Origin of the sequence: Alkanindiges illinoisensis DSM 15370 (genome assembly GCF_000619845.1) — a bacterium.
GTDB lineage: Bacteria > Pseudomonadota > Gammaproteobacteria > Pseudomonadales > Moraxellaceae > Alkanindiges > Alkanindiges illinoisensis.
In genome coordinates, this window is record NZ_JHUX01000003.1 from 886,294 (window position 1) to 910,876 (window position 24,583).

The window sequence follows — 24,583 nt, forward strand, 5'->3', positions numbered from 1 at the left end:
AATTGCCCTAGCCTATCATAATTTTTTTATATTGCTGGCTTTTTCAATAATTGTTAACAATCAGCGGGTTGTTTGAAATGCTATTTTTGACGACGTGCCGCAAAAAACTGCTTCAGTATTTGTTGTGATTGTTCAGCAAGAATACCACCCTCAAAACTGAAAAAATGGTTATAAAAGCCACTTTGCATCAGTTGGCGGGCACTAATCAGTGAGCCAGCACGAGGCTCTGATGCAGCAAATACGACATGCTGCACCCGGGCATGAATCAATGCACCGACACACTGGGTGCAAGGTTCGAGAGTTACATACAATGTAGTATTGGCAGGCAACCGATAATTTTGCAAACGCTGGCATGCGTCCCGAATAGCACAGACTTCAGCATGCGCAGTGGGATCGTGCAGTCCAATTGGTTGGTTAAAGCCTGAGCCGATGACCTGCTCATCATGAACCAGGATTGCACCCACTGGCACTTCGCCACAGCTTGCTGCCTGCTGGGCCAGTTGTAAGGCCTTCTGCATCCAGTACGCATGCTTATCCGCTGGCGTACTGTCATGAAAATCTACATCAGACAGCAATGTACTACACCCAGTTTGCCAAATCGCGGCGATTAAATGTGATGAACATCAAACCACATCAAACTTTTGCAGAATTTCCATCCACTCTGGATCATCGGCTACTGGGACGGTTCCTAATGCTTCTTTTAAGCTATTAAATGACTTGGCCTGCCATGACGGAGATAAGTCCTTATCTACCAGACGGGCACGTACACCTTCATTAAAGTCAGGATGCACGGTTTTCCATTCAGCCAAAGTTTTTTCCAGCTCAAACACACGTGACCATGCCGGTGCTGTTTTACCCCATTGCCACAACAGCCAGGTCAGCGCAGCCGTAGAGGGCGACCCTTTGGCCAGATTCTCACCTGCCTGACGCAGCCAGTCACTACGCGCTTCCATCAGGCTGGTGATGGCCTGATAGTCCTGCATAAAATTTTGTCCACGGCAAACACTATGAATCACATCCAGTGAATCCTGTAACGGCCCAGCAGACAATGGACGATGCAGCGCATCCAGTGTGTCATCAATAGCCCGGAAAGACCCAGCCGGATAGGCTTCCCAGTCGATCTGGGTAAGACGGACCAGTACTTCCTCACGGGTTTCGCCACTGATATGGGTTGCCCAGCCAATAGTATAGGCGCCTGAAGCACTCATGATGGAACCAGTCAGACCCAGAAACAGGCCAATCGCTCCACGTTCTGCCAGAAAGCGTGTAGCGCCAACATCTGGATACAGGCCAATATTGATTTCTGGCATCGCCAGTCGTGAATAGGGTGTCACTAGACGGAATGGAGCAGCCATAAACAGCCCCATGCCACCGCCCATCACATAACCTTCGCCCCAGACCACGACAGGCTTTGGATACTGGTGCAAAGCCAGATCCAGCGCATATTCTTCCTTAAAAAAACCGTGCGCAGCAGTAACTTCATTATTAAGGATAAGTTGCCGCAGTTTGCGCACATCACCACCGGCACAAAATGCTTTCGGTGTGGTGCTATCGAGCCAGATGGCTGTGGTCTGCTCATCGGTTTTTAAGGTTGCAAACACATCAAATAATGCTTTGGCCGACGCTTCATCCAGCGCATGCAAGGATTTTGGACGATTCAGGCGTACCAGCGTCCAGCCATTGCCAATGCGTTCTACAATTAAGTCTGGATGCTCAGTTAGGTTTGTCATGTAGTAGTTACTCATTCGTCCAATTGCCATTGAATAGGTGCTTTTCCATGCTGGCTCAAATACTGGTTTGTTTTTGAAAACACTTTACAGCCAAAAAAACCACCCCGATTGGCAGCCAGTGGTGATGGATGGGCCGCCTTTAAAATTAAATGTCTGCTGCTATCAATGCGCTTGCCTTTACGCTGTGCGTAAGCACCCCATAAAATGAAAACCGTATGTTCGGTCTTTTCATTAATGACATCAATAACACGGTCTGTAAAATCTTCCCAGCCTTTATTCTGATGGGATGTTGGTGCGCCTGCATTGACTGTCAATACACTGTTTAGTAGTAATACACCCTGCCGGGCCCAGCCGGATAAATCACCATGTCTGGCAGGTGGAATGCCCAGATCGTTATACAGTTCCTGATAAATATTTTTCAACGAAGGGGGTAATGGAACCCCGCGCTGCACTGAGAATGACATGCCATTGGCCTGATTAGGTCCATGATAAGGATCCTGTCCTAAAATCACGACTTTGACTTCATCAAGCGGGGTGGTATTTAATGCACTGAAGATTAAGGGACTAGGCGGATAGATAACCTGTTTTTCCTGCTTTTGCGTGGATAAAAAATCACGCAACTGCGTCATGGTATCGCTAACCAGAATATCAGTGAGAGGCTGTTTCCAGCTCGGATCAAGCTTTACCCGGTCCAGTATGGTCTCTTCCTGATTCACTGCTCTCTCCCTTTTACTTCAATGATTTTTCACACAAATGCAGTGCTTTTTTAGCACTGTAATTATACCTTTAAATCAAGCTTAATAGGCTTAAAGCCTTTGAAAATACCACTCTATTGTTATTTTTTGTTCAAGAAACCAGCATCAAAAACCATATCAGCCTTAATATTAGCGTTTTTTCTAACTGTTATCAGTAAATATGTACGACAAATATATATTTATGACCTTAAAATATCAGCATTGGAATATAGGCTGTGACTTTTGAAGAACTCAACCCATCTTACCCTACGTTATCTGCTGTCAAATCTGGGAATCAGTTTTAATCAGGTTAAACCCAAAGAACAAACTTTTAGCGCACTTGGTGCATTTCTGGGTTTATTGCTGTCTTCATTAGTCAGTCATCTGATATTAGGATCGGTTAATCCCTGGTTTGTGGCCCCAATGGGTGCCTCGGCAGTATTGTTATTTGCAGTACCAGCCAGTCCTTTAGCACAGCCCTGGTCGATTCTGGGCGGCAATCTGGTGGCCAGTCTGATTGGCGTCTGGGCAGCCCATACATTTGTAAATATTAATCTTGCCTTGAGTGCTGCAGTCGGACTGGCAATTTTTGTGATGATTGGCCTGCGCTGTTTGCATCCGCCCAGTGGTGCCATTGCTATGACTGCCGTACTGGGCGGCCCTGCGGTGTACGAACTGGGATATGGATTTGCCTTGTGGCCTGTGGCGATCAATTCAGCGCTCATGCTGCTTGCGGCACTGTTGTTTAATAATTTAATAGGTCGCCGTTATCCGCATCCATCTATACAGCAGGATGTTAAAACCCATGTTACTAATCCTCTGCCCAGTGACCGTCTGGGTGTGACATCTGAAGATTTTCAGCAGGTGATGAACAAGCATGCTGAGTTGCTGGATATTAATGCCAGTGATTTAAAAGAGCTGATGTTTGAGGCACAGCAGCAGGCTTATCAGCGCATTACGGGTAACGTCCGTTGTCAGGATATTATGACCAAAAATGTCTTATACCTAAAAGCCGATGATTCACTAGTCACTGCCCTCTCCCTATTTGAACAAAACAACCTGATGAGTTTGCCTGTACTCAATGAGCAGCATCAACTGGTTGGAAGCCTATCGGTTTATCATCTTATGCAGATTTATGATGGCTATGTCGGGTTCAGAACCCATCTGGATGGCCCTGCCCAGTTTGTTTATCAGGTGATGGAACGCAAGGTATTTACGGTCAAGGCTGACCAGCCTTTAAGTGACCTGATTCCCTTTTTTACCGACAAAGGTTTTCATTATTTGCCGGTAGTGGGGGCTGAACGTACATTGGAGGGTATTATTGGCCGTGCTGATGTAATTGCTGCACTATTTGAATTGCAGGTTAGTCGTGAATAATTTTGTATGGATTAGATGAAATTAATTCTGATAGTTTTAAAATCTACACTATGATATTATGCTAGTATTTTAAATTTAATTAAAATATGCTGAATTCAATGATATGGATTCAGCGATGGTAAAAAATATAGTTGAGCAGAGATGGCTTATACTTATAGCGGCTTAATCCTCAAACCAAGTCTATAAAATGACCTGTGGAGTCACTTCAGGATTTAAAAAGCTAATGCCCTGTTTAAGTTGTTCATACATCTGGGGATTGGCCCATTCCTGCTGCACTTGTTTAGAAAATTCAATCTCATGCAGGCTTAACAGGCCCATTTGTACATTCTCAATGTCTTCCCGAAAACACTGTGCATAACCCGTGGCCGTTTCGTGCACAATTACGGAATGTACCTGTACATCGCCTTCCCCATTCTGCGTGGTGGTTTGTTGAAGCACCTGATCTGCCAGAAAAAAGAAAACGCGGGAAAACTGTTCTGCCGAGGGTGATACCGGCAAGCTGATCCAGCGCGCACTATAAGTTTTGCAGGCCTCTATATAGCCTGCATCATCCTTGCTCCAGAAACAGATGGCATGATCAAAGCTATCAATCAAATCCTTGATCACCCCTTTTAGTAAACCAAAGTCATAAACCATTTGGCCATGATCCAGTCTGTTGGCAGATAAAATCAGCTCGACCTGATAGCTATGACCATGGATGGAGCGTCGGCAACGGTCAGAGGTACAGTTGCGTACAATATGAGCATTTTCAAACTTGAAAAGTTTGCGGATAAGCATTGTTGTTAATCCTGTGATTTACCCTGCAAAAAGCCAGATGACTAGTTAAGATGATTATAAGTCAATTTTATCGCTTATGCGCAGGGATTCATGGCTGGTTTGTTGCTGGTCATTTGCACAACTCTATGAGTTAATTGATTAGGCAAAATAATTCCGCATAAAGCTACTGCTTCATGGCCTGCTGCAAAAGCTCCAGTGCATTCTGGTTACTGCTGGCCAGCGCTGGAATTGGCATCTGATGACGCTGATAGGCCATCACATTTTCGCCCTGACGATACAGGTTACTGGTTAAATAGCGTTTGCGACCTGATAAACTGACGATAATCTGCGCCTGAAAAAACTCACTTTGTATAGCCAGCAGGCGGTCAATATTTTCAGGCTTTTTCTCAATTTTAAACGCCGGTTGTGTCCATAGTGTTCCTACCTGATCTAGATACTGCATTCCCTGATCACGCTGGTTGATCCATTCCTGCACCTGATTGGGCTGCAAGTCGTCACTTAGCGCACTAAGCAGTATTCCAGACGCTGTATTGACATTGATTGGACTAAAATACGGAACAGCGGTGATATAAGGGGCTATCAGGTTGTAACTGCGCTGGTCAAACCCGCGTACCTGACGTAATTCCTCAACCTGCGTAAAAGGTCGGTTTGCAGCCATATAACCCGGCTGCTGCCCCAGATAAAAGCTGTCTTCTGCGCCCATTGAGCCAGCGACGGTGTCATCCGGGTCCTGCCAGTCCAGCACACTTTGGGCCAGCTCTGGCGCCAGTCCGACCCGCTTGAGCAAGCGGCCAAAAAACTCAAAAGCTTGCTTGTCAGGAATACCGTCATGATAAAGGTTATTTAAGTTAAAGCGCGCGGACTGATCCATCAACCGACCAGTAACCATGCCATCCTCAATTGGAAAAGGAGGAAGTGGCTGTGCCCATTGCTCGCCCAGGTTGTCGTTATTTTTGCTATTTCTGGCATCATTGATTAAAAGTTCAGATAAAAAGTATTCACCAGATTTGGCATAAATCCAGGCCTGATCCTGTCGCAGCAAAATACTGCCTTCCTGAAGCATGCGCTGTTGCTGGTTTAAAATGCCCATCGCCATAATACTGGCAATGACGACCATAAACAGAATAGTCAGTAATGCAACACCCCGCTGGTTCTTCACGTTAATCCTGATCCTTAGTCATTGCACTCTTAATCATTGCTGGCTTGGTTGTCATTTCCAGTGCTAGTGTCCTGCTGGCTGTTTTGTTGATTGGTTTGCGTATTATCTGTGCCATTATTTGTCTTTGAACCTGAAGCCACTAATTCTGGCAGTTTTTTAACCAGACTAAAACGCCACAGTATTGGCTTGTCATTAAGAGTGAACTGTACCTGAATTCCCTGCGGTAGGCGGCTATCCCCTTGCGGCATTTTAGTATTATCTGTTGTATCCACCAGATTATTTACAGGTGGCCAGAAATCCGTTGGTGCTGGTTCAAGAGCCTGCACGCTAAAATTACTGATATTTGTTAGCAGGACATTGGGTGGTGGAGTCTGGGGACGCGACTGATCCGGATTACGATAGCTGGTACGGATCAGGTGTTGCTGGCCAGGATCATATTGATAAGTGACCCGCTCAAGACTGCTGGTACTGCGCAAGGTTGGATCAAACGCGCCCATGCGGGTGAAGCTGATTCTATTGTCTGCAATCACTAAGGCCGGTTCAGTAGAGGCAGACTGTCTGGCAGGGCGTGCCACCAGTTGGCTAAAATCACGCAGCATCAGAGTATAACTGCTTTGCAATGCAGATAAACGCTGGGTGTGAATCTGGTTACGGTCACGTACTTTGATTAATGCATCAAAAACTTTCCAGCCAGCCAATGCCAGCACTGCAAAAATGGCCAATGCGACCAGCACTTCAATCAGGGTAAAACCGGATACTGAGCTGCGTGGCTGATGCAACTGGCAACATGCGCTGGACTGCGTAAAACGCTGGGAATTGAGCTTCATAACTGATCTTTTAATTTTGGCTAGAAGCCACGGGACGCTGTAAAAACGCCACAATACTGGTTACTGGTGCAGGCTGCTGCCCCTGATCCTGATCGCCCAGTGGTGCGACCCGGATTTCTATCCGCCGTACACTCTCACTAATCGTATTATAGACCTGATGCGATACCAGCCAGCGCTGACCCTGTTCATCCACTGTTTTTTCACCTGTTCCTTCAGGCCATGCACCATTGATCTCCAGTTCAGCCAGCTCATTCATTGCAACAAAATGCGCAAATGTGCGGTCATTCATTTGCCCAATACTTTGCGTGTAATTCATGCCAATTTTGGTCACTGCAATGGCCGCAACTGCAAAAATGGCCAGCGCTACCATCACCTCAAGCAGGGTAAATCCACGCGGTTTCTTAGTTAAAAGTACAGATAAAGGCTTAGCTATAGATTTGGCCATACGAGATCTTAAAACCGGAAAATGCTTCATCAGCTTCCCTGCTCAGTATCAGAAACCATCCCGGTACTATTGATATAAATGGGATTGCCGATGGGCTGATTATTAAAAATTAGTTGCAGGCGCGCAGGTTTTACCTCGCCATTACCAAACCAGATTAAATCCGGGGATTTTTGATCCATCAAGCCTTCTGGGCCATCGCGCTGTGGCGAATTATCCATACTCCTGATCTGTAAAACCGCGTTTTCATTCAAGCTTCGGGTTTTAAATGCTTCTACTGGCTGCCACAGCGGCTTTTTTTCCTGTGTGACCATCGGCTGCCCAGTCTGCTGGTCAGTTTGTGGCGGCTGATATTCTGCAAAAAAATAACCCGCTGGTTCAGTAACCGTAGCTGATGTAGTAATCAGGGCAAAAACTCGTGCCTGATCCGTTGATTCCAGCCGCACCACATTAAGGTCATTAATTAGTTGATCTCGCTGCTGCATCAGCTTGCGCTGTTCAACCCCACTAATGGAAACCACCACCAGCCCGGCAAAAACACTCATAATGACAATAACCAGCATCAGCTCGATCAGGGTAAATCCCCGCTGTGAGTAGCCATGCTGTGAATAACCAGGGTTCATATTATCGGGAGTTACACGCATACAGTGCGATACTCAAAATCTTGTAATGGTTAAGATGAATTGATGCTGATGACTCATTTGTTTAATTCTGTTGAAATATCCCTGCACGAATACAACCGAATTTAACTGATTTTAACCTGCTTAAATTGTTGTGGCATGGCTAACATCTGGTCAATAACAGCCACCCGAAATGTATCACGTGAGCCAAGATAACGCTGATAAAAACTGGAATTGAGCATGGACGCAGCGCCTTGAGTCATTGACCAGATTGCTGCCAGATAATCACGCACCGGCATACTGCTGCTAATACCTTTGAGATAATTGTCAGTAATACCAATAATCAGGCGCAGGCGCTGCTTGCGTATACGGTACAGCTGGTTAAACAAAATACCCAGCCCCTGGGCACCAGCAGACAAGCGCTCCTCAATCTGATGAAACAGCACTGTACGCTCTGGATGATGCAAATGATGCAGCATGTAAAATACCAGACGGGCCTGAAAATCGCCTTGATTATCCCGTACCATATCCAGCAGTGCCTGCTCATTACGGATAATCAGCAATAGGTACAACTCATCCTTGCTCTGAAAATGCTTATATAGCGTGCCCTTGGCCAGATCAAGCTCCAGCGCCAGTGCATCCAAAGTCATGCCCATTTCGCCACTTTCCAGTAACAGGCGCTCAGCCACATCAAAAATCAGGGCTTCACGGGCGCGGAACTGTGCTTGCCGGTCCATTGCATCTGCTCCTTAAATCTTCTGCTGCTTGATCGTGGTAGAGTGTCTGGCCAATAGTTGTTCAAAATTATGGCTGGTAATTCGACCCAGCTCCTGCTGGCTTATTCCATAGACATCGGCAAGCGCCTGAGCCACAAAAGGCAGATATAAGGGTTCATTCGGCTTGCTGCGATATGGCATGGGTGCCAGATAAGGACTGTCAGTTTCAATCAGGATGCGATCCATAGGCACTTGCCTGGCAACGTCCCGCAAGGACTGGGCATTTTTAAAACTGATAATACCGGAAAAAGAGATGTAATAGCCCAGATCCAAGGCAGCCTTTGCGGTATCCCAGTCTTCAGTAAAACAATGCAAAATACCATGACTGGCCTGCTCGGCGCGCATGACGTCAATGGTGTCATGTTTGGCATTACGGGTATGCACAATCACAGGCTTGCCTAGCTGCTTGCCTACTTCAATATGTCTTGCAAAACAGTCTTTCTGGGCTGGAATATGATCAGTACTATGATAAAAATCAAGACCGGTTTCCCCAATAGCCCAAACCTTTGGATCTTGTGCAAGCTTGCAAAGCTGCTCGATACTGGCACGGGCCATCATGTCCGAATCTTCACACGGATGCACGCCTACACTGTAGCCTACATCTGCATGCTCACTGGCAATTGCTTCTAATATTGGGCAATCATCCAGATCAACTGCAACAGCCAGAAATTGGCTAACGCCTGCTTCCCGGGCAGCCTGCAGGGCGCGGTTAAGATCGCCCTCATAACGGCTTAAATCCAGACGGTTTAGATGACAGTGCGAATCAATATACAACTTAGGTTTTCCGTAATTTAATATTAAGCAGCAACGATTAGCTAAATATTAGCCAGCACTTACTTAATGAAAATTTATAGGGTAAATGTCGGGTTTGCTGAACTGAGCTTACCGGCCAGCAGTTTTTCTGCGGCATTCTTGAATTTAATGCCCTCTTCACCCAGTAGCTGAATGGCAAAACCGGCCGGACGCGCGCCTGAAGCACGGTGGGAAATCCAGATAACCTTACCCGTTAGCGGAATACGCTCTGAGGATTCAGGCAAGCTGGTCACTACAAAAACATCATCGCCTAATACCACAGGACGGTTACTGGGAATAAAAAGGCCGCCGCCCAGTACAAATGGCATATAGCACGACTGTAAATTGGAGATTTCGCGGATTGGAAAATTAATAATCCCGCCTGGACGTGGTGGTTGCATTATCACTCCTTTTGAAAATGTTTGGACCACTCATGCATAAGACCAGTGCATCAATCATGTAAATTCATGAGTTGCATCATTAAGCTATCATATACCAAACTGGATTGAATATTCTGGGTTTGTCCATGAATTGCGCTTAAAATTTGTTGTTGTAGGTTAAATAATTGCTCAATGCTGATACTTTTTATAATAGGTGTAAAGTTTAAATCAGTCTGCCGCACAGGCTGGTTCATGTGAGCCGCAATCGCATCCCGAATCATCCATTGCAACAGGTTTAGCCATTCTGGCAGGCTCAGACGTTTTTGCCAGTTGCCGGACAATGTCACTGGCGATAACCGTTGCTCCAGCAGTTTTTGCCAGTCATTAATCCAGTCCTGCCGGGCCAGAAATTCCGGCTGCTCTGCCATGACTAATGCTGCCAGCGGCGCACCACCACTGAGGTTGAGCAATAACTGGCTCTGCGCTGGATCAAAGTTGCCGTTAGCAGTTAAATATGTCAGTGCCTGCTGATGACTTACCTCACCAACACGATATTGCTGCAAGCGGCTGCGAATGGTTGCTGGCAGTTGTAAAGGCTGGTCACTCACCAGAATTAAAGTAACCTGCTCTCCGGGTTCTTCCAGTGTTTTAAGCAAGGCGTTGGCAGCGGCAATATTCAGGTTTTCTGCAGGCTCAATGATAATGACGCGCCAGCCCTTTCCAGTTTGCTGTACAAATGGCATCAACTCTCGAATCTGGTCAATCTTGATAAATTGGCTCAGTTTGCCCTTATTGTCTACTTCCGGTGAAATTCGCAGCAAACTAGGATGCGTATCTGCTTTGAGCCACTGGCAACTGGGGCATTCACCGCAGGCATGCTGATGATTATCGGTTGAACTGCGATTTAGACAAAGTAACCATGCGGCCAACTGGTCTGCAAACTGGCGCTTGCCGGTTCCCGGTATGCCACTGAGCAAAATAGCATGCGGTATTTTAGGAAACCGTGATATCAGCCTTTGCCATGGTTCTTGTTGCCAAGGCAGGCGTGACGCAAAGTAATGCTGTCCTTGTGGCGCTGACCCGGGAGTTACCGCTGCCTGTATCTTTTTAGCCATAAATAAAATTTACTGTCAGTGACAATCCATATAATGATCAGGCAAATGCAGAAATGTCCAGCGCCTGCAAGCGTGCCAAGTCTTCTGGTGTATCAACTCCGGCAGGTAATGAAACCTCTGCTGTGGCGATGGCAATCCGGCGACCATTTTCCAGCACCCGCAATTGTTCCAGACTTTCCAGTTTTTCAAGCTGACCCATTGGCCAGTTAACGAAGTCTTGTAATAACGCCACCCGGTAAGCATACAAACCTAAATGACGCAGGGCCTGCGCTGGTACCGTATGAATTCCTTGCGCAAACGCATCACGATCCCATGGCACAGGCGCACGACTAAAATATAAGGCTTGGTTGTGTGCTGTTGTAACCACTTTAACAATACTGGAACGGGTAAATTCATCCAAAGTATGGATTGGCTCACATAAGGTTGCCATGGCACAGTCTGGCTGGCTCTCCAGCAGCCCTGCCACCTGTTGCACCAGTTGTGCCGGTAATAATGGTTCATCACCCTGTACATTGACCACAATATCATCCCGGTTCCAGCCGCGGATACGTGCCACTTCACTTAAACGGTCTGTACCTGATGGATGTTCGGGACTGGTCATGACCACAGCAACTCCCGCCTGCTGGCAAACCTGTGCAATTCGCTCATCATCGGTTGCCACACAAATATCATCAAAACCTTCTACCTTACGTGCCTGATCAACCACACGCAAGATCATGGGACGGCCATGAATTTCCAGCAAGGGCTTACCGGGCAAACGTGAACTGGCAAAACGCGCAGGAATAACAAGGTGTTTCATGGTGGTTTCTCGCTATTTTATTTCATTATTCAATATTGGCTGATCGGCTTTAACGGTTCCTACTCAAGCTTTGTCCAGATTAGGAATGCCAATATTAAGGTCTTTAAGCTGCTGTAATAACAGCTCATAACAGGCCTTTGAAAGCTGCGCCTGTACAGGCAATATCCAGATGTCTTTTTCAGGCAGTAAATGGGCAAATCGCTGGATTTTTACTGCATCCTTACTGGTGGTAATAATGGGTAAATGTTCATCAAAATCCAGATCGGATGGCTGATAGTCATGATGATCAGGAAAAGCATGTTCTATCAGCTCAAAGCCCAGCTCTTTTAAACTATTAAAAAAACGCTGCGGTACACCAATCCCGGCAACCGCATGCACCCTGGCCCCGGCTTGCGGTCTAGGGTTTAAGCCAGTTTTTGCTGTGCCTGCCTTGGTGGTAGCTATTAATGGCAGTAAAGCACAGGATTCAAGCTGCATTGTTAAATCCGTTTGTGCCGCTTTGCCGTGTTCAATCACTGTGGCGGTTTGCAAGCGACTGGCTGGTTCACGTAAAAAACCGGCTGGCAGCAATTGCTGATTGCCCAGGCCACGGTCTACATCCAGCACGATCCACTCCAGATCACGTTGCAAGGCCAGATGCTGCAAACCATCATCACTTAAAATCAGGTCTGGTATCGTGTGTTGTAGTATCAATTCAATGGCTTGCTGCCGATTAGGGCCGACTGCCATCATCACATCGGTTTGCTGCACAATCAGTACAGGTTCATCACCTACAATGTCGGGTGTGTCATCATCTTCCACAATGCGGGGAAACGGTCCTTGTCCGCCATAACCCCGGCTAATCACCGCAACATTCAGGCCAAAATAGTGTAAAAAATTAACCAGCTCAATAATCAGCGGCGTTTTACCACTACCTCCCACCGTAATATTGCCAATAACCATTACGGGTACAGGCGCGCGGTAGGACTTTAAGATTTTCTGTTCATATAAATAGCGACGACAGGAGATTGCCAACCCATACAGGCTAGATAGGGGCCGAAGAAAATTCAGCCATGCGGACTGCGTGGCCCAGGCCTGAGTAAAACGCTGATCAAGCTGCATGACAAAAAATACTGTTCAAATGAATCATGGGGCTGGCTTAGCACTTGGAATAATTGCATCAGAATCAGTCTGATCATCTGTGGCAGAACAGATATCAAAATCATGATCAAAATCACGCTGGTACATCTGGGAATACAACCCATTTTTGGCTAGCAGTTCTTCATGCTTGCCCACTTCCATAATTCTTCCTTTATCCATTACTACAATCCGGTCAGCCTGCTCAATGGTCGACAAACGATGCGCAATCACAATAGTGGTGCGGCATTTCATGGCATTCTGTAAGGCGGCCTGAATATAATGCTCGGATTCATTATCCAGCGCACTGGTGGCTTCATCCAGAATCAGGATTGGAGCATCCTTAAGCAAGGCCCGGGCAATTGACAAACGCTGACGTTGTCCGCCTGATAAGCTATTGCCTTGCGAGCCCAGGATCGTGTCATAACCCTGTGGCAGTGCCATAATAAAATCATGGGCATAGGCTGCTTTGGCCGCTGCAATGATTTCCTCATCCGTTTTGCTGGCCAGTTGTCCATACGCAATGTTTTCGCGAACACTGCGGTCAAACAGAATCACCTGCTGGCTCACAGTTGACACCTGACTCCGCAAGGCAGACAGCCTGATGTCTTCAAGGGCAATATCATCCAGAGTGATTTTTCCGGTCGTCACGGGCTGGAAGCGCTGTAACAGATTCACCAGTGACGTTTTACCTGCACCAGAACGCCCTACCAGTGCAACAGTTTCACCTGCCTTAATCTGCAAATTAAAATCCTGGATAGCCATTTTACAGTCAGCATCCTGACTATAGCGCAAGCCCACATGCTCAAAACCAATTTTGCCGGTTAATACCGGGGATTGCGTGCCACTATCCTGCTCTGAAGGCATGTCAATAATATCGAAAATCGAATGGGCAGCAGCCAGACCACGCTGGATTTTTTCATTCACATCAGTGAGCGAACGGATGGGTTTACTGAGCAATCCCGCCGCCGTCAGATAAGCCACAAACTCACCTGCCGTGGTATCACCCAGAATTTCCGGGCGCAGTGCAATCCAGATCACAATAGCCAGTGCAATGGCCATGAACACCTGAATAATGGGCGTGCTGATACTGGCAGTAATCACCAGTTTTAGGCCACGCTTTAAGTTCAGCAGTGAAAAGCGCTCAAAACGCTGGCTTTCAAACGTTTGCCCACCATAGCTTTTGACTACGCTATAGCCATTTATGGCTTCCTGCACCACATGATTGACATCGCCCATGGTGGCCTGCATTTCACTGGACAGTTTGCGCATGCGTTTACTGGCACGCCGCACCAGAAAACCAATGACTGGGGCAACAATCAGCAGGGATAACGACAGTCGCCAGTTGGTATAAAACAGATAGCCCAATAGGCCTATCACCACCAGACCATCACGCAAAATGGTCTGGGTGGCTTCAGTCGACGCTGCAGTAACCTGTTCCACGTTATAGAGAATTTTTGAAGTGATATGCCCGGTTGAATTTTCAATATAATAGCTGGGAGGCAGTTGCAGGAACTTGTTAAAGACTTCCTTGCGCAGGTTAAACACCAAGCCCCGCGAAATATAGGCCAGAAAATAGCTGCCCATCACTGAGCCGATCCCACGAATAAAAATCAGCAAAACCACCAGAAATGGAAACAGGTTGCGGGCCGAATGGTCATTATTATTGATGGCATCAATAATAAACTTGATCAGCTTGGCAACAGAAACTTCAGTACCGGCATTGATGGCAAAACCAATCACAACCAGCACGCCTGCCCACCAGTAGCCTTTTAAATACGACAGTAAGCGTAAGTAAACCTTGAAGTCCTTTGATTTGTTCGCTTCTGCCTGATTCACTAGGACTGACCTCGATGTGGCACACGTGTGCTGATATTCAAATTAACAAAACCCAGCTTGCCGGCAACATCCATCACCTGTACCACGGATTGATGGCTAGCCTTGCCATCCGCAGCAATGGTAAACGGCAAATTGCGTGCATTGCCTGCCGCCTGCCGGATTGCTGCCATTAGCTCGGCTTCGTTGTTACTGCTTAAGCTCAAGCCATTCACCAGATATTCACCATTGGGCTTGACTACCACCTCAATCTTTTGCTGACGGGTATCGGGCGGCACTCCAGAGGCTTCCGGCAATACCAGATTAAGGCGGCTATACTGGTTAAAGGTGGTTGAAACCAGCAGAAATACCAGTAAAAACAGCAGGCAGTCAATCATGGGTGTTAAATTAAGCTCAATAGGCTCAATTCTGGGTTTACGAAGCCTCATAATGAAGCCCTTGATCCGGATGCTGCAAGTGATCATCCACACTCAGGTGCGACGGCTTGACGTCACTATAAAACAAGATATTGATAAGCTGGTTGCCTTGGGTTTCAAGCTGCATGGAAATATCAACAATTTTGCGCTGAAAATAACGATAGGCGATCAAGGCCGGAATCGCAACCACCATGCCGGCTGCCGTGGTAATTAATGCCTGTGAAATCCCTGCTGCCAGCATTGCTGGATCAGTCACACCGCCTGCATTAACTGCCATAAAGGATTCAATAATACCAATCACCGTACCCAGCAAGCCTAACAAGGGCGCTATGGCACCGATGGTTCCCAGAAAATTCAGGTTTTTTTCTAGCAAATGCACCAGTTCATTGGCACGGGTTTGCATCTGGTTTTCAGTAAAATTAAACCCATGCGGCTGGCTTTCAATGCCAGTGGCCAGGATATCGCCAAGCACACTCTGCTGTCTTAATTGCCGTAACGCCTGAGCGTTGATTGAACCCGCTCGTAACTGCTTGCTGATCTGACTGGTTAATCCGGCTGGCGCAATCGTTTGTATACGCAGGCGAATTGCACGCTCAATAATAATGGCACACATGGCAATTGAACAAATTACCAGCGGTAGCATTAACCATCCACCCGCCTTTACCATTTCCCACATGACAATACCGCTCCTGAAAAATCCCTTTAAGACTTAAATCCAAACTCTTACCAGCAATGAATGTGCAAACTATTGCAGGTCAATAACCGCTAAAATGCCTTCAAGTTCATCCAGCGTATGATAACGGATGACCATTTTGCCTTTGCCCTTGTTGTTGTGATCAATCTCAACTTGCGCACCAAATCGCTCGGATAAACGACGGGTGAGCTGTTCAATATCTGCTGATGCCTGGACTTTTGGCTTGGTTGCTGGCGGATTGAGCAAATCACGAATTAATTGTTCAGTCTGGCGTACTGACAACACTTTTTCGACAATGGTTCTGGCCACCACAATCTGGTCTTTGCTTTTTAAGGAAAGCAAAGCACGGGCGTGCCCCATGTCAATGTCACCGTGATCCAGCATGGTTTTTACATCATCATGCAGGCTGATCAGGCGCAATAGATTGCTGACAGTGGTACGGGCCTTACCAACAGTATCTGCAATTTCCTGATGGCTCATGCCAAACTCATCATGAAAGCGTTGTAGTGCTACAGCCTGCTCCATTGGGTTCAGGTCTTCGCGCTGGATATTTTCAATCAGTGCCAGTGCAATAGCCAGCTCATCGGGAATATCACGCACCAATGCAGGAATATGCGTCAAACCAGCCAGTTTTGCAGCACGCCAGCGTCGTTCCCCGGCAATAATTTCAAATGGAACCTTGGCCTGTTCACCCAGACGACGCACCACAATTGGCTGCATGATGCCATGTTTTTTGATGGAATCGCTCAGTTCGGTGAGTTGCTCATTGGCAATTTCACGTCGGGGCTGATAGATGCCGCGCTGCAACTGGTTAACGTCAATATGCTGTAATTGTCCCTGCTCGGCACTATTACTGCTGATAGTGCTGTTTTCCACTTCTTGCGTTACCTGGCGAATGGAACCCAACAAGGCATCCAGACCACGTCCCTGAGCCAATCCCCGCTTCTTGGTCATGCCGGTTTTCCTTGTGCTTTTTTCTGTTTTTTGCCCTGCTTCACCAGTTCAGCCGCAAGGTTCAAATAAGCAATTGCACCCTTGGAGCTTTTTTCATAAAACAAAATCGGCAAGCCATGAGCCGGCGCTTCAGCCAGACGTACGTTACGGGGAATCACCGTTTCAAATACCCGGTCACCAAAATGCGCAATCAGTTCGTTGGACACATCATTGGTTAAAGTATTGCGCGGATCATAAATGGTACGCAGCACGCCACGAATCTGAAGTTCCGGGTTTAAACTATGATTAATGCGATCAATGGTGTTGGATAAATCAGCCAGACCTTCCAGCGCATAGTACTCACATTGCATGGGAATAATCACACCACCAGCAGCACACAAGGCATTCACGGTAATCAGGTTAAGACTGGGCGCGCAATCAATCAGAATATAATCATAAGCATCGGCAATACGATTAATGGCATCTTTGAGTACATATTCGCGACGGTTTTTTTCAGCCAGATTTAGTTCAACACCAGCCAGTTCCCGATTGGCGCCAATTAGTTTATAGCCGGTTTTGGTGGTTAAAATGGCCGCTTCAATCGGTGCATCTTCCAGCATCACATCAGTGGCACTAAAATTCAGCTCGTTTTTTTGTACACCAGAACCCATAGTGGCATTGCCTTGCGGGTCAAGGTCAATCAGTAATACCCGTTTTTTCAATACAGCCAGTGAGGCTGCCAGATTCACAGCGGTCGTGGTTTTTCCTACGCCGCCTTTTTGATTGGCTATGGCTAGAATGTCGGTCATAAGTGCTCTATGTTATTGCGCAAATCATGTCAATGCAGGCAGTGTGTTTCATTAATAGTGAACAATGCCACCTGCAAATTGTCAGGCATTTAAACTGCCTATTAAAGCATTTTTAGCCCTGTTTTTATATGCCTGAATGCATCTTGTGAAAATCACAGTGATGTTAATCGTATGAACGCAGTTAAATTAAGTCCTTAAGTTCAGACAAGACCAGTTTCAGAGCAGTATCTTTAGGACAACAGGATCAAATGCCGCTGTTCGTTCAGGTTAGGCACCTGCAAGGCAATAATCTCTTGTTTATACTGTTGCAATGTTTCAAGTTCCTGCTCGGGAACAACACCTTTCATCGCAGCAAAGTAGCCATTCTTAGCCAGAAACGGCTGCCCTAGAGTGACAAAATCATTGAGTGCAGCAAATGCGCGGCTGGTCACCACGTCAAACTGGCCCAGCTGCTCAAAAATGGCAGTATCTTCAACCCGGGTTTGTACTGGTTTGGCATTGGCCACTTTCATGTCCGCACTAATCTGTCTTAAAAACCTGATTTTCTTACCATTACTGTCCAGCAGTATACATTCACGTTCAGGTTCTACCAGTGCAATAATAAAACCGGGCATGCCGCCGCCTGTACCAATATCCAGCAAGCGGCCTTTGGGCAGGTGTGGAATAATACTCAGGCTGTCCAGCAAATGCTTGACCAGCATTTCCTTGGGATCACGGATTGCAGTCAGGTTAAAGGCTTTGTTCCATAGCACTAGCTGGTCCTGATACTGCAACAGACGGTTTAAGGTAGCCTCTGGCAAATCCAGTTTTAATGCCTGAACACCAGCTTGCAAATCACGAAATAGGGAATGCATGACAAGGCTCACTTCCAGTTATTAATACATAATTGATAAACAGGCGCATCATATCAATTTATTGCTTCATCAGTAGGCTTACAGCACACAAACCCTCACCAATCCTGTATTTTTCAGACAGTTTTTAAGCAACCAGTTAAATTTACTGCTGCCCTGAAACGTGTAAAATTGAAACGTTTAAATTTTCTGTTGCCGGATTTGCTGATCCAGTAGGTTCAAGCGTTCAGGTGTACCCACATCTACCCATGCACTGTTCATCTTGGTGCCGCTCACCAGCCCCTGCTGCATGGTCTGCCGTAGTAATGGCGCAAGTGGACGTTTACCGCCCGGCAAATTATCAAACAACTTGGGCGACAATACACTTAAGCCAGAAAAAGTCAGCTTTTGTGCGTTTGTTTGAACTGCGTCTGGTACTTCCGGCTGATCGACATACACACGTCTATTGGCCAGTACAAAATCACCATTAGGATGTTGCGGCGGATTATTCACCAATACCAGATGAGCAAGATCATCAGTTAACGAATGCATGGTGAACTGGCTGTAATCAAACCGCGTCCATACATCGCCATTGACCAGTACAAACGGCTCAGCACCTAAAACCGGCAGTGCCTGAATAATGCCCCCTGCGGTTTCCAGCGCCTCGGCTTCCACCGACCAGTGAATATTAACTCCGAACTGACTGCCATTACCTAATGCACCCATCAGCTTGTCGGCAAGCCATGCACAATTAATGACAATGTCTGTAATTCCGGCCTGTTTAAGCGCTTCAATATGCCAGACAATCAGGGGCTTATCACCTACGCTCAACAGCGGTTTTGGCGTTTCAAGGGTTAAAGGCCGCATACGGGTGCCCAAACCAGCAGCCAGAATCATGGCTTTCATACAGGTTGTCCTACGCCAGCACCTTCAATAATGGCGCAGCTTTCCGGTTGTTTTTGCAAGAAAGCCGGTAAAATACGCTGCTGCACAAAGGCATCAAAAGCCTGTAACTCTGGATAAGGCTTAATTTCCTGCAATAGATAATGAAACACCAGCGGCAAGTCTTTCATATAACCAGTTTTGCCATCACGCAGATTGAGGCGAATAAAAATACCCAGCACTTTTAAATGACGCTGCGCCGCCATGAAGTCAAATTCACGGGCAAAATCATTCAAGGTTTTAGAAGTAGTCTGAGAAGCGGGCAAATGCTGCCAGAAATACTGCATCCACTCGTTTACCCGGCTCGCTGGCCATTGCACATAAGCATCACGCAAAATGGAAATCAAATCATAGGTATAAGCACCAACCACAGCATCCTGAAAATCAATCACGCCCAGTTCCTGCTTAGCGCCCTGCTCCTGTTGCAGCACCATCAAATTGCGGCTGTGATAATCACGATGCACCACTACCTGTGGCTGAGCCAGCGCTGTATTGGCCAACAAGCGATAGGTTTCTTGCAGCAGTTGCTGCTCGTCTGGCGTCAGTTGAATATTCAGGTATTGCTCAACAAACCAGTGATCAAACAGGGACATTTCCTGCATCAGTTTGTCTAAATCATAAGCAGGCAATTGCTGCGCTGGATCGTTGATAGGCAATTGCTGCAACTGCAATAACTGATTCATGGCCTGACGATAATACTGATCTACCGTGTCGTCATTCAGCACTTGTGATAGCAATGTGTCCCCAAAATCTTCAAGCAGGATAAAACCCTGATTTAAATCCTTTGCAATAATATGCGGCACCCGCACGCCATGCGTATCCAGCCACTGATCAATGGCAACAAAGGGCTGGCTATCTTCCTTCTCTGGTGGTGCATCCATCAGCATGTAGGTGTTTGCTTTGCTGTGAATCCGTGCATAGCGACGGAAGCTGGCATCACCTGCCAGCGGATGAATCGTCAGTTCCGTGTCATTTAATTGTTGTTGTACCCAGGTAGTCAGTGCTTGTTCACGCGGCAGGCCCATAGAAACAATCCAGTAAAAGCAGGTCAATAAAATAGTCCCGTGAGTTTAGCGAGTTGCATTATTTTTCTCTAGTGCTGCAATACCCAGATAGAGTTAGACTACCAGAACTTATCTTATTTTTTAGGTGGCTTGCTTTTAAACCCTTTTGCCTTCAAGCCCTTTTTTCCTCAAACCATTGCTGGGCAGGTTGATTAAAAAACAGTAAATAAATGGAATAAATATTTAAAGGAATATTAACCAGCAGGTCGACCTTGTCCAGCAACGTCACCTGAATTTCACTGCCAGCTGCCAGTATAAACAGGATCGATAACACAAATAATGCTGTAAATACAAAGCGGCTTATATTACTTTGCCGTGCCAGCTTATAGGGGATCAGGCACATCAATAGATTAATTACCAAAGCAGTAATCAAATCATTAAGGCTAATATCACCAAGAAACCGTTGAGCAATACTCAGCAGCATACTGATGATTAAAGAAATCCAAATCAACTTAATGGCAATATTTACGGTTTTTGGCATTTATATACTCAGGTCAAAAAGCACTGCTGCTCAGAAAATTTAAATATAACGCGATATAATACGATGCATAGCAGGCAAAAAAACCAGTTAGAATAATTATATCTTTTTCAAAAGTCTGGTTTCGACATGGTTCCTGAGCTTGCCGAAGGATGATTCGACAAACTCACCAAACGATTGAATCAACGACACCTACGGTCATTAAGTATACCGAAATGGTCAAAGGCAAGTTGGCATTACTTATGAAAGAAGTCCATTAAAAACCATATAAAAGGCCTGAGCTGCAGCCGTGGTGATTGAAATCAATGCTTAGTATATACGCTGGCAATACGTTATACGTGAATGGCTGAAGAATTGATAAAACTGTTTCCTCATATTGGGTCAGTGCGTGGGGAAAACTTAACCTGTCACAAATACTAATTTTCTAAAAATAATTAAGAAAATTCTAGAAAATTAACTTAGCAAATACCACTTGTCGCTGCGGTAAACAATAAAGATCTGGGCAAGGGCTTTGGCAATCTGGGGTTTTGCCGTTCTACCACACGGTAATAATATTCCCTTATAAATTGGCAGCTCGCTGGTTCCATCAACAATACAAGCCAACTCCAGCTTATCACCTGAGCGGTTGATGAACTGATGCATTTCTTTTGCCATAGAATGTACCTTATTCGTACTCTTAACTTTAGGCCTATTTGCATCCATCAATGCACTGTAACTTATCAAGCAAGCTGAGAAAATGACTAGGCTTATAAAAATATTAAAAGTCTTTTGTAAAAACGACCACTACTGAAATAGACAAATTGTAAGCAGTTAATAAAAAGGGCTTAATTGAGCAGATACCACTTATCTTCTTTATAAGTAATAAAAATATATTCATTACCCCATAAAAACTGGGGCTTTATTTTTGTTCCCTCAGGCAGAATTACTTTTCTATAGACCATATGCCCATTGGCATGATCCATTTCACAAAGTAATTCAATTTTTTCACCCTCCCTGTTCACAAAATCATGAGGCTTCTTTAGCATATTAAACTCCGGCATTTATAGTCAGCTGCCAAACTTGAGTAGATGCTATTTAATATTAAGTTATTTTTAAAAAATAAAAGGTCAAAACTACGCAAAATACACGCTGCTCACTGACCAGATATATTTATAAATAAGTTACTTATACAAAACCACTGCTCAGTATTAAACACGTTGCAAGCGTGGATGATTATCCAGACTTTTTACTTCACTTTAACGGTCTAGCGAAATTTAATCCTTTATTCCATCCAAAAGAGTTCTGTAAAAATTCTTTTTACCTAAATTTTCTTTTCAACCTTGCTGTTTTCAAGCAAATTCCCGTGGCTTACTCATGGCTGCGTCAGCTAGCCAAACACAATTAAAACCAATATTTTATTGGAATTGATAAGTGTTATTCTCTATCATTCAGCAAGAATTTATTATCTGCTTTGTGCTGACAACTATGCCCAATTGCTTCTTTTCTCATCAGTTTCAGTTAAATCCGCTCGCGGCTGCCCTGCTTGTCTGCTCTTTATCGCCAGCATATAGCCAGATCAGTTATGCACAGGAAACGACCAGCGAGAAAACCCCAGTCTCCCAAAACCCTGTCAATCCGACTGCAACTGAAGAAGCGCAAGCCTTTTTTTCCCAGTATTATTTAAACCGTGAACAAATGGCCAGCTTGCCTATTGATCAGCAACGGCCTATTTCCGCCACCTGTCATGGCACCTGGGTAACACCCATTGATATTAATACCAAGGCCGCAGACCCTGAACAGGCTACAACGGTAATTACCGCAGACTATGGTTATTATGACCCAACCCACGGTTCCGAACTTAGTGGTAATGTGCTGATTGACCAGCCTGGCCGTTCGGTACGCGCCGATAAAATCAATCTTGATGCCACCCAAACTGTCGCAACAGCCCAGGGCAATGTGCAGCTGATGGATGCCGGACTGCTGAGCAATAGTGACCGCGCGACTTATAATTTGAACAAGGAAACAGGCAAAATTAACGATAGCCTGTTTATTAGTGAGGCACAGCGTGCGCACGGACATGCGACTCTGATTGACCGTCAGGGCAATGGCATTACCCGTTTTGAAAATGCGATTTATTCCACTTGTGAACCCAGTACCAAGCCAGTCTGGCAGTTGCGGGCCAAGCAAATTGAATTAAATGAAAATACTGGGCGTGGTGTCACGCGCGATACCACGCTATATGTTAAAGATGTGCCTGTTATCAAGGTTCCCTATTTTAACTTTCCTATTGATGATCGCCGGACGTCAGGCTTTTTAGTACCTACCACGGGCTACAGTAATGATGGCGGGTTGCGCCTGAATGTGCCCTATTACTTTAACCTCGCGCCCAACTATGACCTGACGCTGGCACCGGGTTATTTAAGCCGTCGTGGGGTCATGCTGGAAGGCGAGTTTCGCTACCTGACCGAGAGCTTCGGCGCTGGTAAACTTTCTGGTGGCTACCTTCCTTCGGATAATTTGTTTGGTGAAGACCGTAAGGCCGGTAGTTATCAGCATGCGTGGCAAATTGATCCTTCATGGCGCACTGCCATTGACCTCAATTATGTGTCTGACAAGGATTATTATACCGATCTGGGCACTGATCCTTCCTCACAGAATATTTTAAATCAGGAACGCACCTGGAGCGTTTATTATGAAAACGGAATTCCCGGACTGACGGGTTTATTCCGGGTGCAATCATTTCAGACCGTTGACAAGTCCATTCTGGATGCAGACAGACCTTATGCTCGTTTGCCGCAGTTACTGGTGAATTATCGCGGTGGCTCGCCATTTGGGTTGCAATATGAAGCGCAAAACGATACTGCCTATTTTAAAAAATCCATTGGTGATGGCTCAGCACTGGAAAGCAGTGGTACACGGATTTTTAACCGTCTTGCAGCAGGCTACAACTGGCGTAATCAGTGGGGCTATGCCAAACCGGAAGTATCGGTTCGTAGCGTCAATACCTTTTACGATCAGGACAGTGTGGCCAGTCAGGGCTTAAACCCGAATAATGATGACAATCAGCGCTCTGCTGTAGTTCCACAGTTTACTTTTGACTCGGCCATGGTATTTGAACGTGAAGGACGGTTTTTGCAGAGCATTACGCCACGCTTCTTTTATGCCTATGCTCCCTATAAACAGCAAAGTAATTATCCCAATTTTGATACCACAACGGCCTCATTAAACTTTGACCAGTTGTTTAGTCCCTATCGTTTTTATGGTCATGATCGTCTGGATGACAACAATTTTGCCTCGCTGGGTGCGACCTATCGCGCCTATGACAATATTGGACTGGAACGCTTTCGGGTTGGTCTCGGTCAAAGCTATTATTTTAGTGATCGCAAGGTACGACTGGATGAAAATGATCCCATTGCCACTGAACACAATTCAGGACCTGCGCTTGCACTCGGCAGTCAGTTGAGCAGGAATTTTTCTATTAACGGTAATGCGTTATGGCTGGCTAATGGAGAGAATTCGCAGAATGATGTACAACTCAACTACACAGGCAATGATGGTAGTATCTATAACACAGGGTATTATTACCGCCGTCAGGTAAAATCGCAAAACCAGCAATCCTATCAGCAGGTTACGGCAGGTTTTGTTCAGCCTTTGCGGGATCAATGGCGTGCTATGGGTTATATGCAATATGATATAAACAATAATCTGGCACGCGAATGGTTGCTGGGTTTTAACTATGATGCCTGTTGCTGGCGTGCATCGTTCTATGGTCGCTATTATTATAATGATCTGGATGATCCTACCTTGGCAGAGGTTAAACCCAAGCGTGCCATCATGATGGAAATTACGCTCAAGGGTCTGGCCGGCTTTTCAGGTAATCTCGGCAATTTACTGCAACAAAAGATTTTAGGTTATCAACAGGTGGAAACATTGTGGAACGAACGCTAATTACTCCTTA

Annotated in this window: 26 protein-coding genes and 1 pseudogene; 2 read left to right on the plus strand and 25 right to left on the minus strand. The window is 45.9% G+C overall.

Annotation, left to right across the window (positions count from 1 at the left end; translation table 11 throughout):
- Positions 1 to 80: 80 nt before the first annotated feature.
- Genes tadA through ung form a run of 3 tightly spaced genes read right to left on the minus strand, consistent with a single transcriptional unit; the run spans position 81 to position 2,446 of the window.
- On the minus strand, positions 81 to 572 hold the full coding sequence (gene tadA, locus Q337_RS16755; protein ID WP_407636762.1) for a tRNA adenosine(34) deaminase TadA: 492 nt from the start codon (positions 570 to 572) through the stop codon (positions 81 to 83).
- Between the two features lie 51 nt (positions 573 to 623).
- A complete protein-coding gene (locus Q337_RS0104520) occupies positions 624 to 1,745 on the minus strand; it encodes an enoyl-CoA hydratase/isomerase family protein (RefSeq protein ID WP_026470582.1) in 1,122 nt (373 codons plus the stop codon).
- Positions 1,742 to 2,446, minus strand: a complete 705-nt coding sequence (gene ung, locus Q337_RS0104525; protein ID WP_026470583.1) for a uracil-DNA glycosylase — start codon at positions 2,444 to 2,446, stop codon at positions 1,742 to 1,744. The genes Q337_RS0104520 and ung overlap by 4 nt, the downstream gene beginning before the upstream one ends.
- A gap of 261 nt (positions 2,447 to 2,707) precedes the next feature.
- Between ung and Q337_RS0104530 the strand changes: the two genes are divergently transcribed.
- Positions 2,708 to 3,841 carry an HPP family protein gene (locus Q337_RS0104530; protein WP_051526557.1) on the plus strand — a complete coding sequence of 378 codons (1,134 nt, stop codon included), beginning with the start codon at positions 2,708 to 2,710 and terminating at the stop codon, positions 3,839 to 3,841.
- Positions 3,842 to 4,021: 180 nt separating this feature from the next.
- Here the strand turns inward: Q337_RS0104530 and Q337_RS0104535 are convergent, their stop codons facing one another.
- The 22 genes and pseudogenes from Q337_RS0104535 to Q337_RS0104640 form a co-directional block, all read right to left on the minus strand.
- Positions 4,022 to 4,618: a 6-pyruvoyl trahydropterin synthase family protein gene (locus tag Q337_RS0104535; protein ID WP_026470585.1), complete on the minus strand. Its 597-nt coding sequence runs from the start codon at positions 4,616 to 4,618 to the stop codon at positions 4,022 to 4,024.
- 163 nt (positions 4,619 to 4,781) lie between these two features.
- A complete protein-coding gene (gspK, locus tag Q337_RS16760) occupies positions 4,782 to 5,777 on the minus strand; it encodes a type II secretion system minor pseudopilin GspK (protein ID WP_051526558.1) in 996 nt (331 codons plus the stop codon).
- 29 nt (positions 5,778 to 5,806) lie between these two features.
- Complete coding sequence (gene gspJ / locus Q337_RS16765) at positions 5,807 to 6,604, minus strand: type II secretion system minor pseudopilin GspJ (protein WP_051526559.1); 798 nt, start codon at positions 6,602 to 6,604, stop codon at positions 5,807 to 5,809.
- 10 nt (positions 6,605 to 6,614) lie between these two features.
- Positions 6,615 to 7,049 carry a type II secretion system minor pseudopilin GspI gene (gene gspI / locus Q337_RS0104550; RefSeq protein ID WP_051526718.1) on the minus strand — a complete coding sequence of 145 codons (435 nt, stop codon included), beginning with the start codon at positions 7,047 to 7,049 and terminating at the stop codon, positions 6,615 to 6,617.
- A gap of 29 nt (positions 7,050 to 7,078) precedes the next feature.
- Positions 7,079 to 7,690 carry a pilus assembly FimT family protein gene (locus Q337_RS0104555; protein WP_084494709.1) on the minus strand — a complete coding sequence of 204 codons (612 nt, stop codon included), beginning with the start codon at positions 7,688 to 7,690 and terminating at the stop codon, positions 7,079 to 7,081.
- A gap of 101 nt (positions 7,691 to 7,791) precedes the next feature.
- Positions 7,792 to 8,403 (minus strand): TetR/AcrR family transcriptional regulator, encoded by a 612-nt coding sequence (locus Q337_RS0104560; protein ID WP_026470588.1) that lies wholly within the window; start codon positions 8,401 to 8,403, stop codon positions 7,792 to 7,794.
- A 12-nt stretch (positions 8,404 to 8,415) separates the two neighbouring features.
- Entirely contained in the window at positions 8,416 to 9,216 is an 801-nt protein-coding gene (locus Q337_RS0104565; RefSeq protein ID WP_026470589.1) for a TatD family hydrolase, read from the minus strand.
- A 74-nt stretch (positions 9,217 to 9,290) separates the two neighbouring features.
- A complete protein-coding gene (locus Q337_RS0104570; RefSeq protein ID WP_026470590.1) occupies positions 9,291 to 9,635 on the minus strand; it encodes a PilZ domain-containing protein in 345 nt (114 codons plus the stop codon).
- A 50-nt stretch (positions 9,636 to 9,685) separates the two neighbouring features.
- On the minus strand, positions 9,686 to 10,729 hold the full coding sequence (holB, locus tag Q337_RS0104575; RefSeq protein ID WP_051526560.1) for a DNA polymerase III subunit delta': 1,044 nt from the start codon (positions 10,727 to 10,729) through the stop codon (positions 9,686 to 9,688).
- Positions 10,730 to 10,766: 37 nt separating this feature from the next.
- On the minus strand, positions 10,767 to 11,528 hold the full coding sequence (gene kdsB / locus Q337_RS0104580) for a 3-deoxy-manno-octulosonate cytidylyltransferase (protein ID WP_026470592.1): 762 nt from the start codon (positions 11,526 to 11,528) through the stop codon (positions 10,767 to 10,769).
- A gap of 63 nt (positions 11,529 to 11,591) precedes the next feature.
- On the minus strand, positions 11,592 to 12,629 hold the full coding sequence (gene lpxK / locus Q337_RS0104585) for a tetraacyldisaccharide 4'-kinase (protein WP_026470593.1): 1,038 nt from the start codon (positions 12,627 to 12,629) through the stop codon (positions 11,592 to 11,594).
- Between the two features lie 105 nt (positions 12,630 to 12,734).
- Positions 12,735 to 14,483 (minus strand): annotated as a pseudogene (msbA, locus tag Q337_RS16770) (lipid A export permease/ATP-binding protein MsbA); the annotation flags it as partial.
- Complete coding sequence (locus Q337_RS0104595) at positions 14,483 to 14,908, minus strand: ExbD/TolR family protein (protein WP_026470594.1); 426 nt, start codon at positions 14,906 to 14,908, stop codon at positions 14,483 to 14,485. The pseudogene msbA and the gene Q337_RS0104595, both read right to left, overlap by 1 nt.
- Positions 14,895 to 15,572 carry a MotA/TolQ/ExbB proton channel family protein gene (locus Q337_RS0104600; protein ID WP_026470595.1) on the minus strand — a complete coding sequence of 226 codons (678 nt, stop codon included), beginning with the start codon at positions 15,570 to 15,572 and terminating at the stop codon, positions 14,895 to 14,897. The genes Q337_RS0104595 and Q337_RS0104600 overlap by 14 nt, the downstream gene beginning before the upstream one ends.
- A gap of 69 nt (positions 15,573 to 15,641) precedes the next feature.
- Positions 15,642 to 16,544: a ParB/RepB/Spo0J family partition protein gene (locus Q337_RS0104605; RefSeq protein ID WP_026470596.1), complete on the minus strand. Its 903-nt coding sequence runs from the start codon at positions 16,542 to 16,544 to the stop codon at positions 15,642 to 15,644.
- Positions 16,541 to 17,332: a ParA family protein gene (locus tag Q337_RS0104610; protein ID WP_026470597.1), complete on the minus strand. Its 792-nt coding sequence runs from the start codon at positions 17,330 to 17,332 to the stop codon at positions 16,541 to 16,543. The genes Q337_RS0104605 and Q337_RS0104610 overlap by 4 nt, the downstream gene beginning before the upstream one ends.
- 230 nt (positions 17,333 to 17,562) lie before the next feature.
- Entirely contained in the window at positions 17,563 to 18,186 is a 624-nt protein-coding gene (gene rsmG / locus Q337_RS0104615; RefSeq protein ID WP_026470598.1) for a 16S rRNA (guanine(527)-N(7))-methyltransferase RsmG, read from the minus strand.
- Positions 18,187 to 18,363: 177 nt separating this feature from the next.
- Positions 18,364 to 19,068, minus strand: coding sequence for an N-acetylmuramate alpha-1-phosphate uridylyltransferase MurU (gene murU / locus Q337_RS0104620; RefSeq protein ID WP_026470599.1), 705 nt, complete (start codon positions 19,066 to 19,068; stop codon positions 18,364 to 18,366).
- On the minus strand, positions 19,065 to 20,129 hold the full coding sequence (locus Q337_RS16775; protein WP_051526561.1) for an aminoglycoside phosphotransferase family protein: 1,065 nt from the start codon (positions 20,127 to 20,129) through the stop codon (positions 19,065 to 19,067). The genes murU and Q337_RS16775 overlap by 4 nt, the downstream gene beginning before the upstream one ends.
- A 151-nt stretch (positions 20,130 to 20,280) precedes the next feature.
- Positions 20,281 to 20,649: a hypothetical protein gene (locus Q337_RS0104630; protein ID WP_026470600.1), complete on the minus strand. Its 369-nt coding sequence runs from the start codon at positions 20,647 to 20,649 to the stop codon at positions 20,281 to 20,283.
- A 450-nt stretch (positions 20,650 to 21,099) separates the two neighbouring features.
- Complete coding sequence (locus tag Q337_RS0104635; protein WP_026470601.1) at positions 21,100 to 21,300, minus strand: hypothetical protein; 201 nt, start codon at positions 21,298 to 21,300, stop codon at positions 21,100 to 21,102.
- A gap of 170 nt (positions 21,301 to 21,470) precedes the next feature.
- The gene (locus Q337_RS0104640; protein ID WP_156935703.1) at positions 21,471 to 21,671 is read right to left on the minus strand and encodes a hypothetical protein; all 201 of its coding nucleotides are present in this window, start codon (positions 21,669 to 21,671) and stop codon (positions 21,471 to 21,473) included.
- 439 nt (positions 21,672 to 22,110) lie between these two features.
- Between Q337_RS0104640 and lptD the strand changes: the two genes are divergently transcribed.
- Positions 22,111 to 24,573 (plus strand): LPS-assembly protein LptD, encoded by a 2,463-nt coding sequence (gene lptD / locus Q337_RS0104645; RefSeq protein ID WP_026470603.1) that lies wholly within the window; start codon positions 22,111 to 22,113, stop codon positions 24,571 to 24,573.
- Positions 24,574 to 24,583 lie beyond the last annotated feature (10 nt).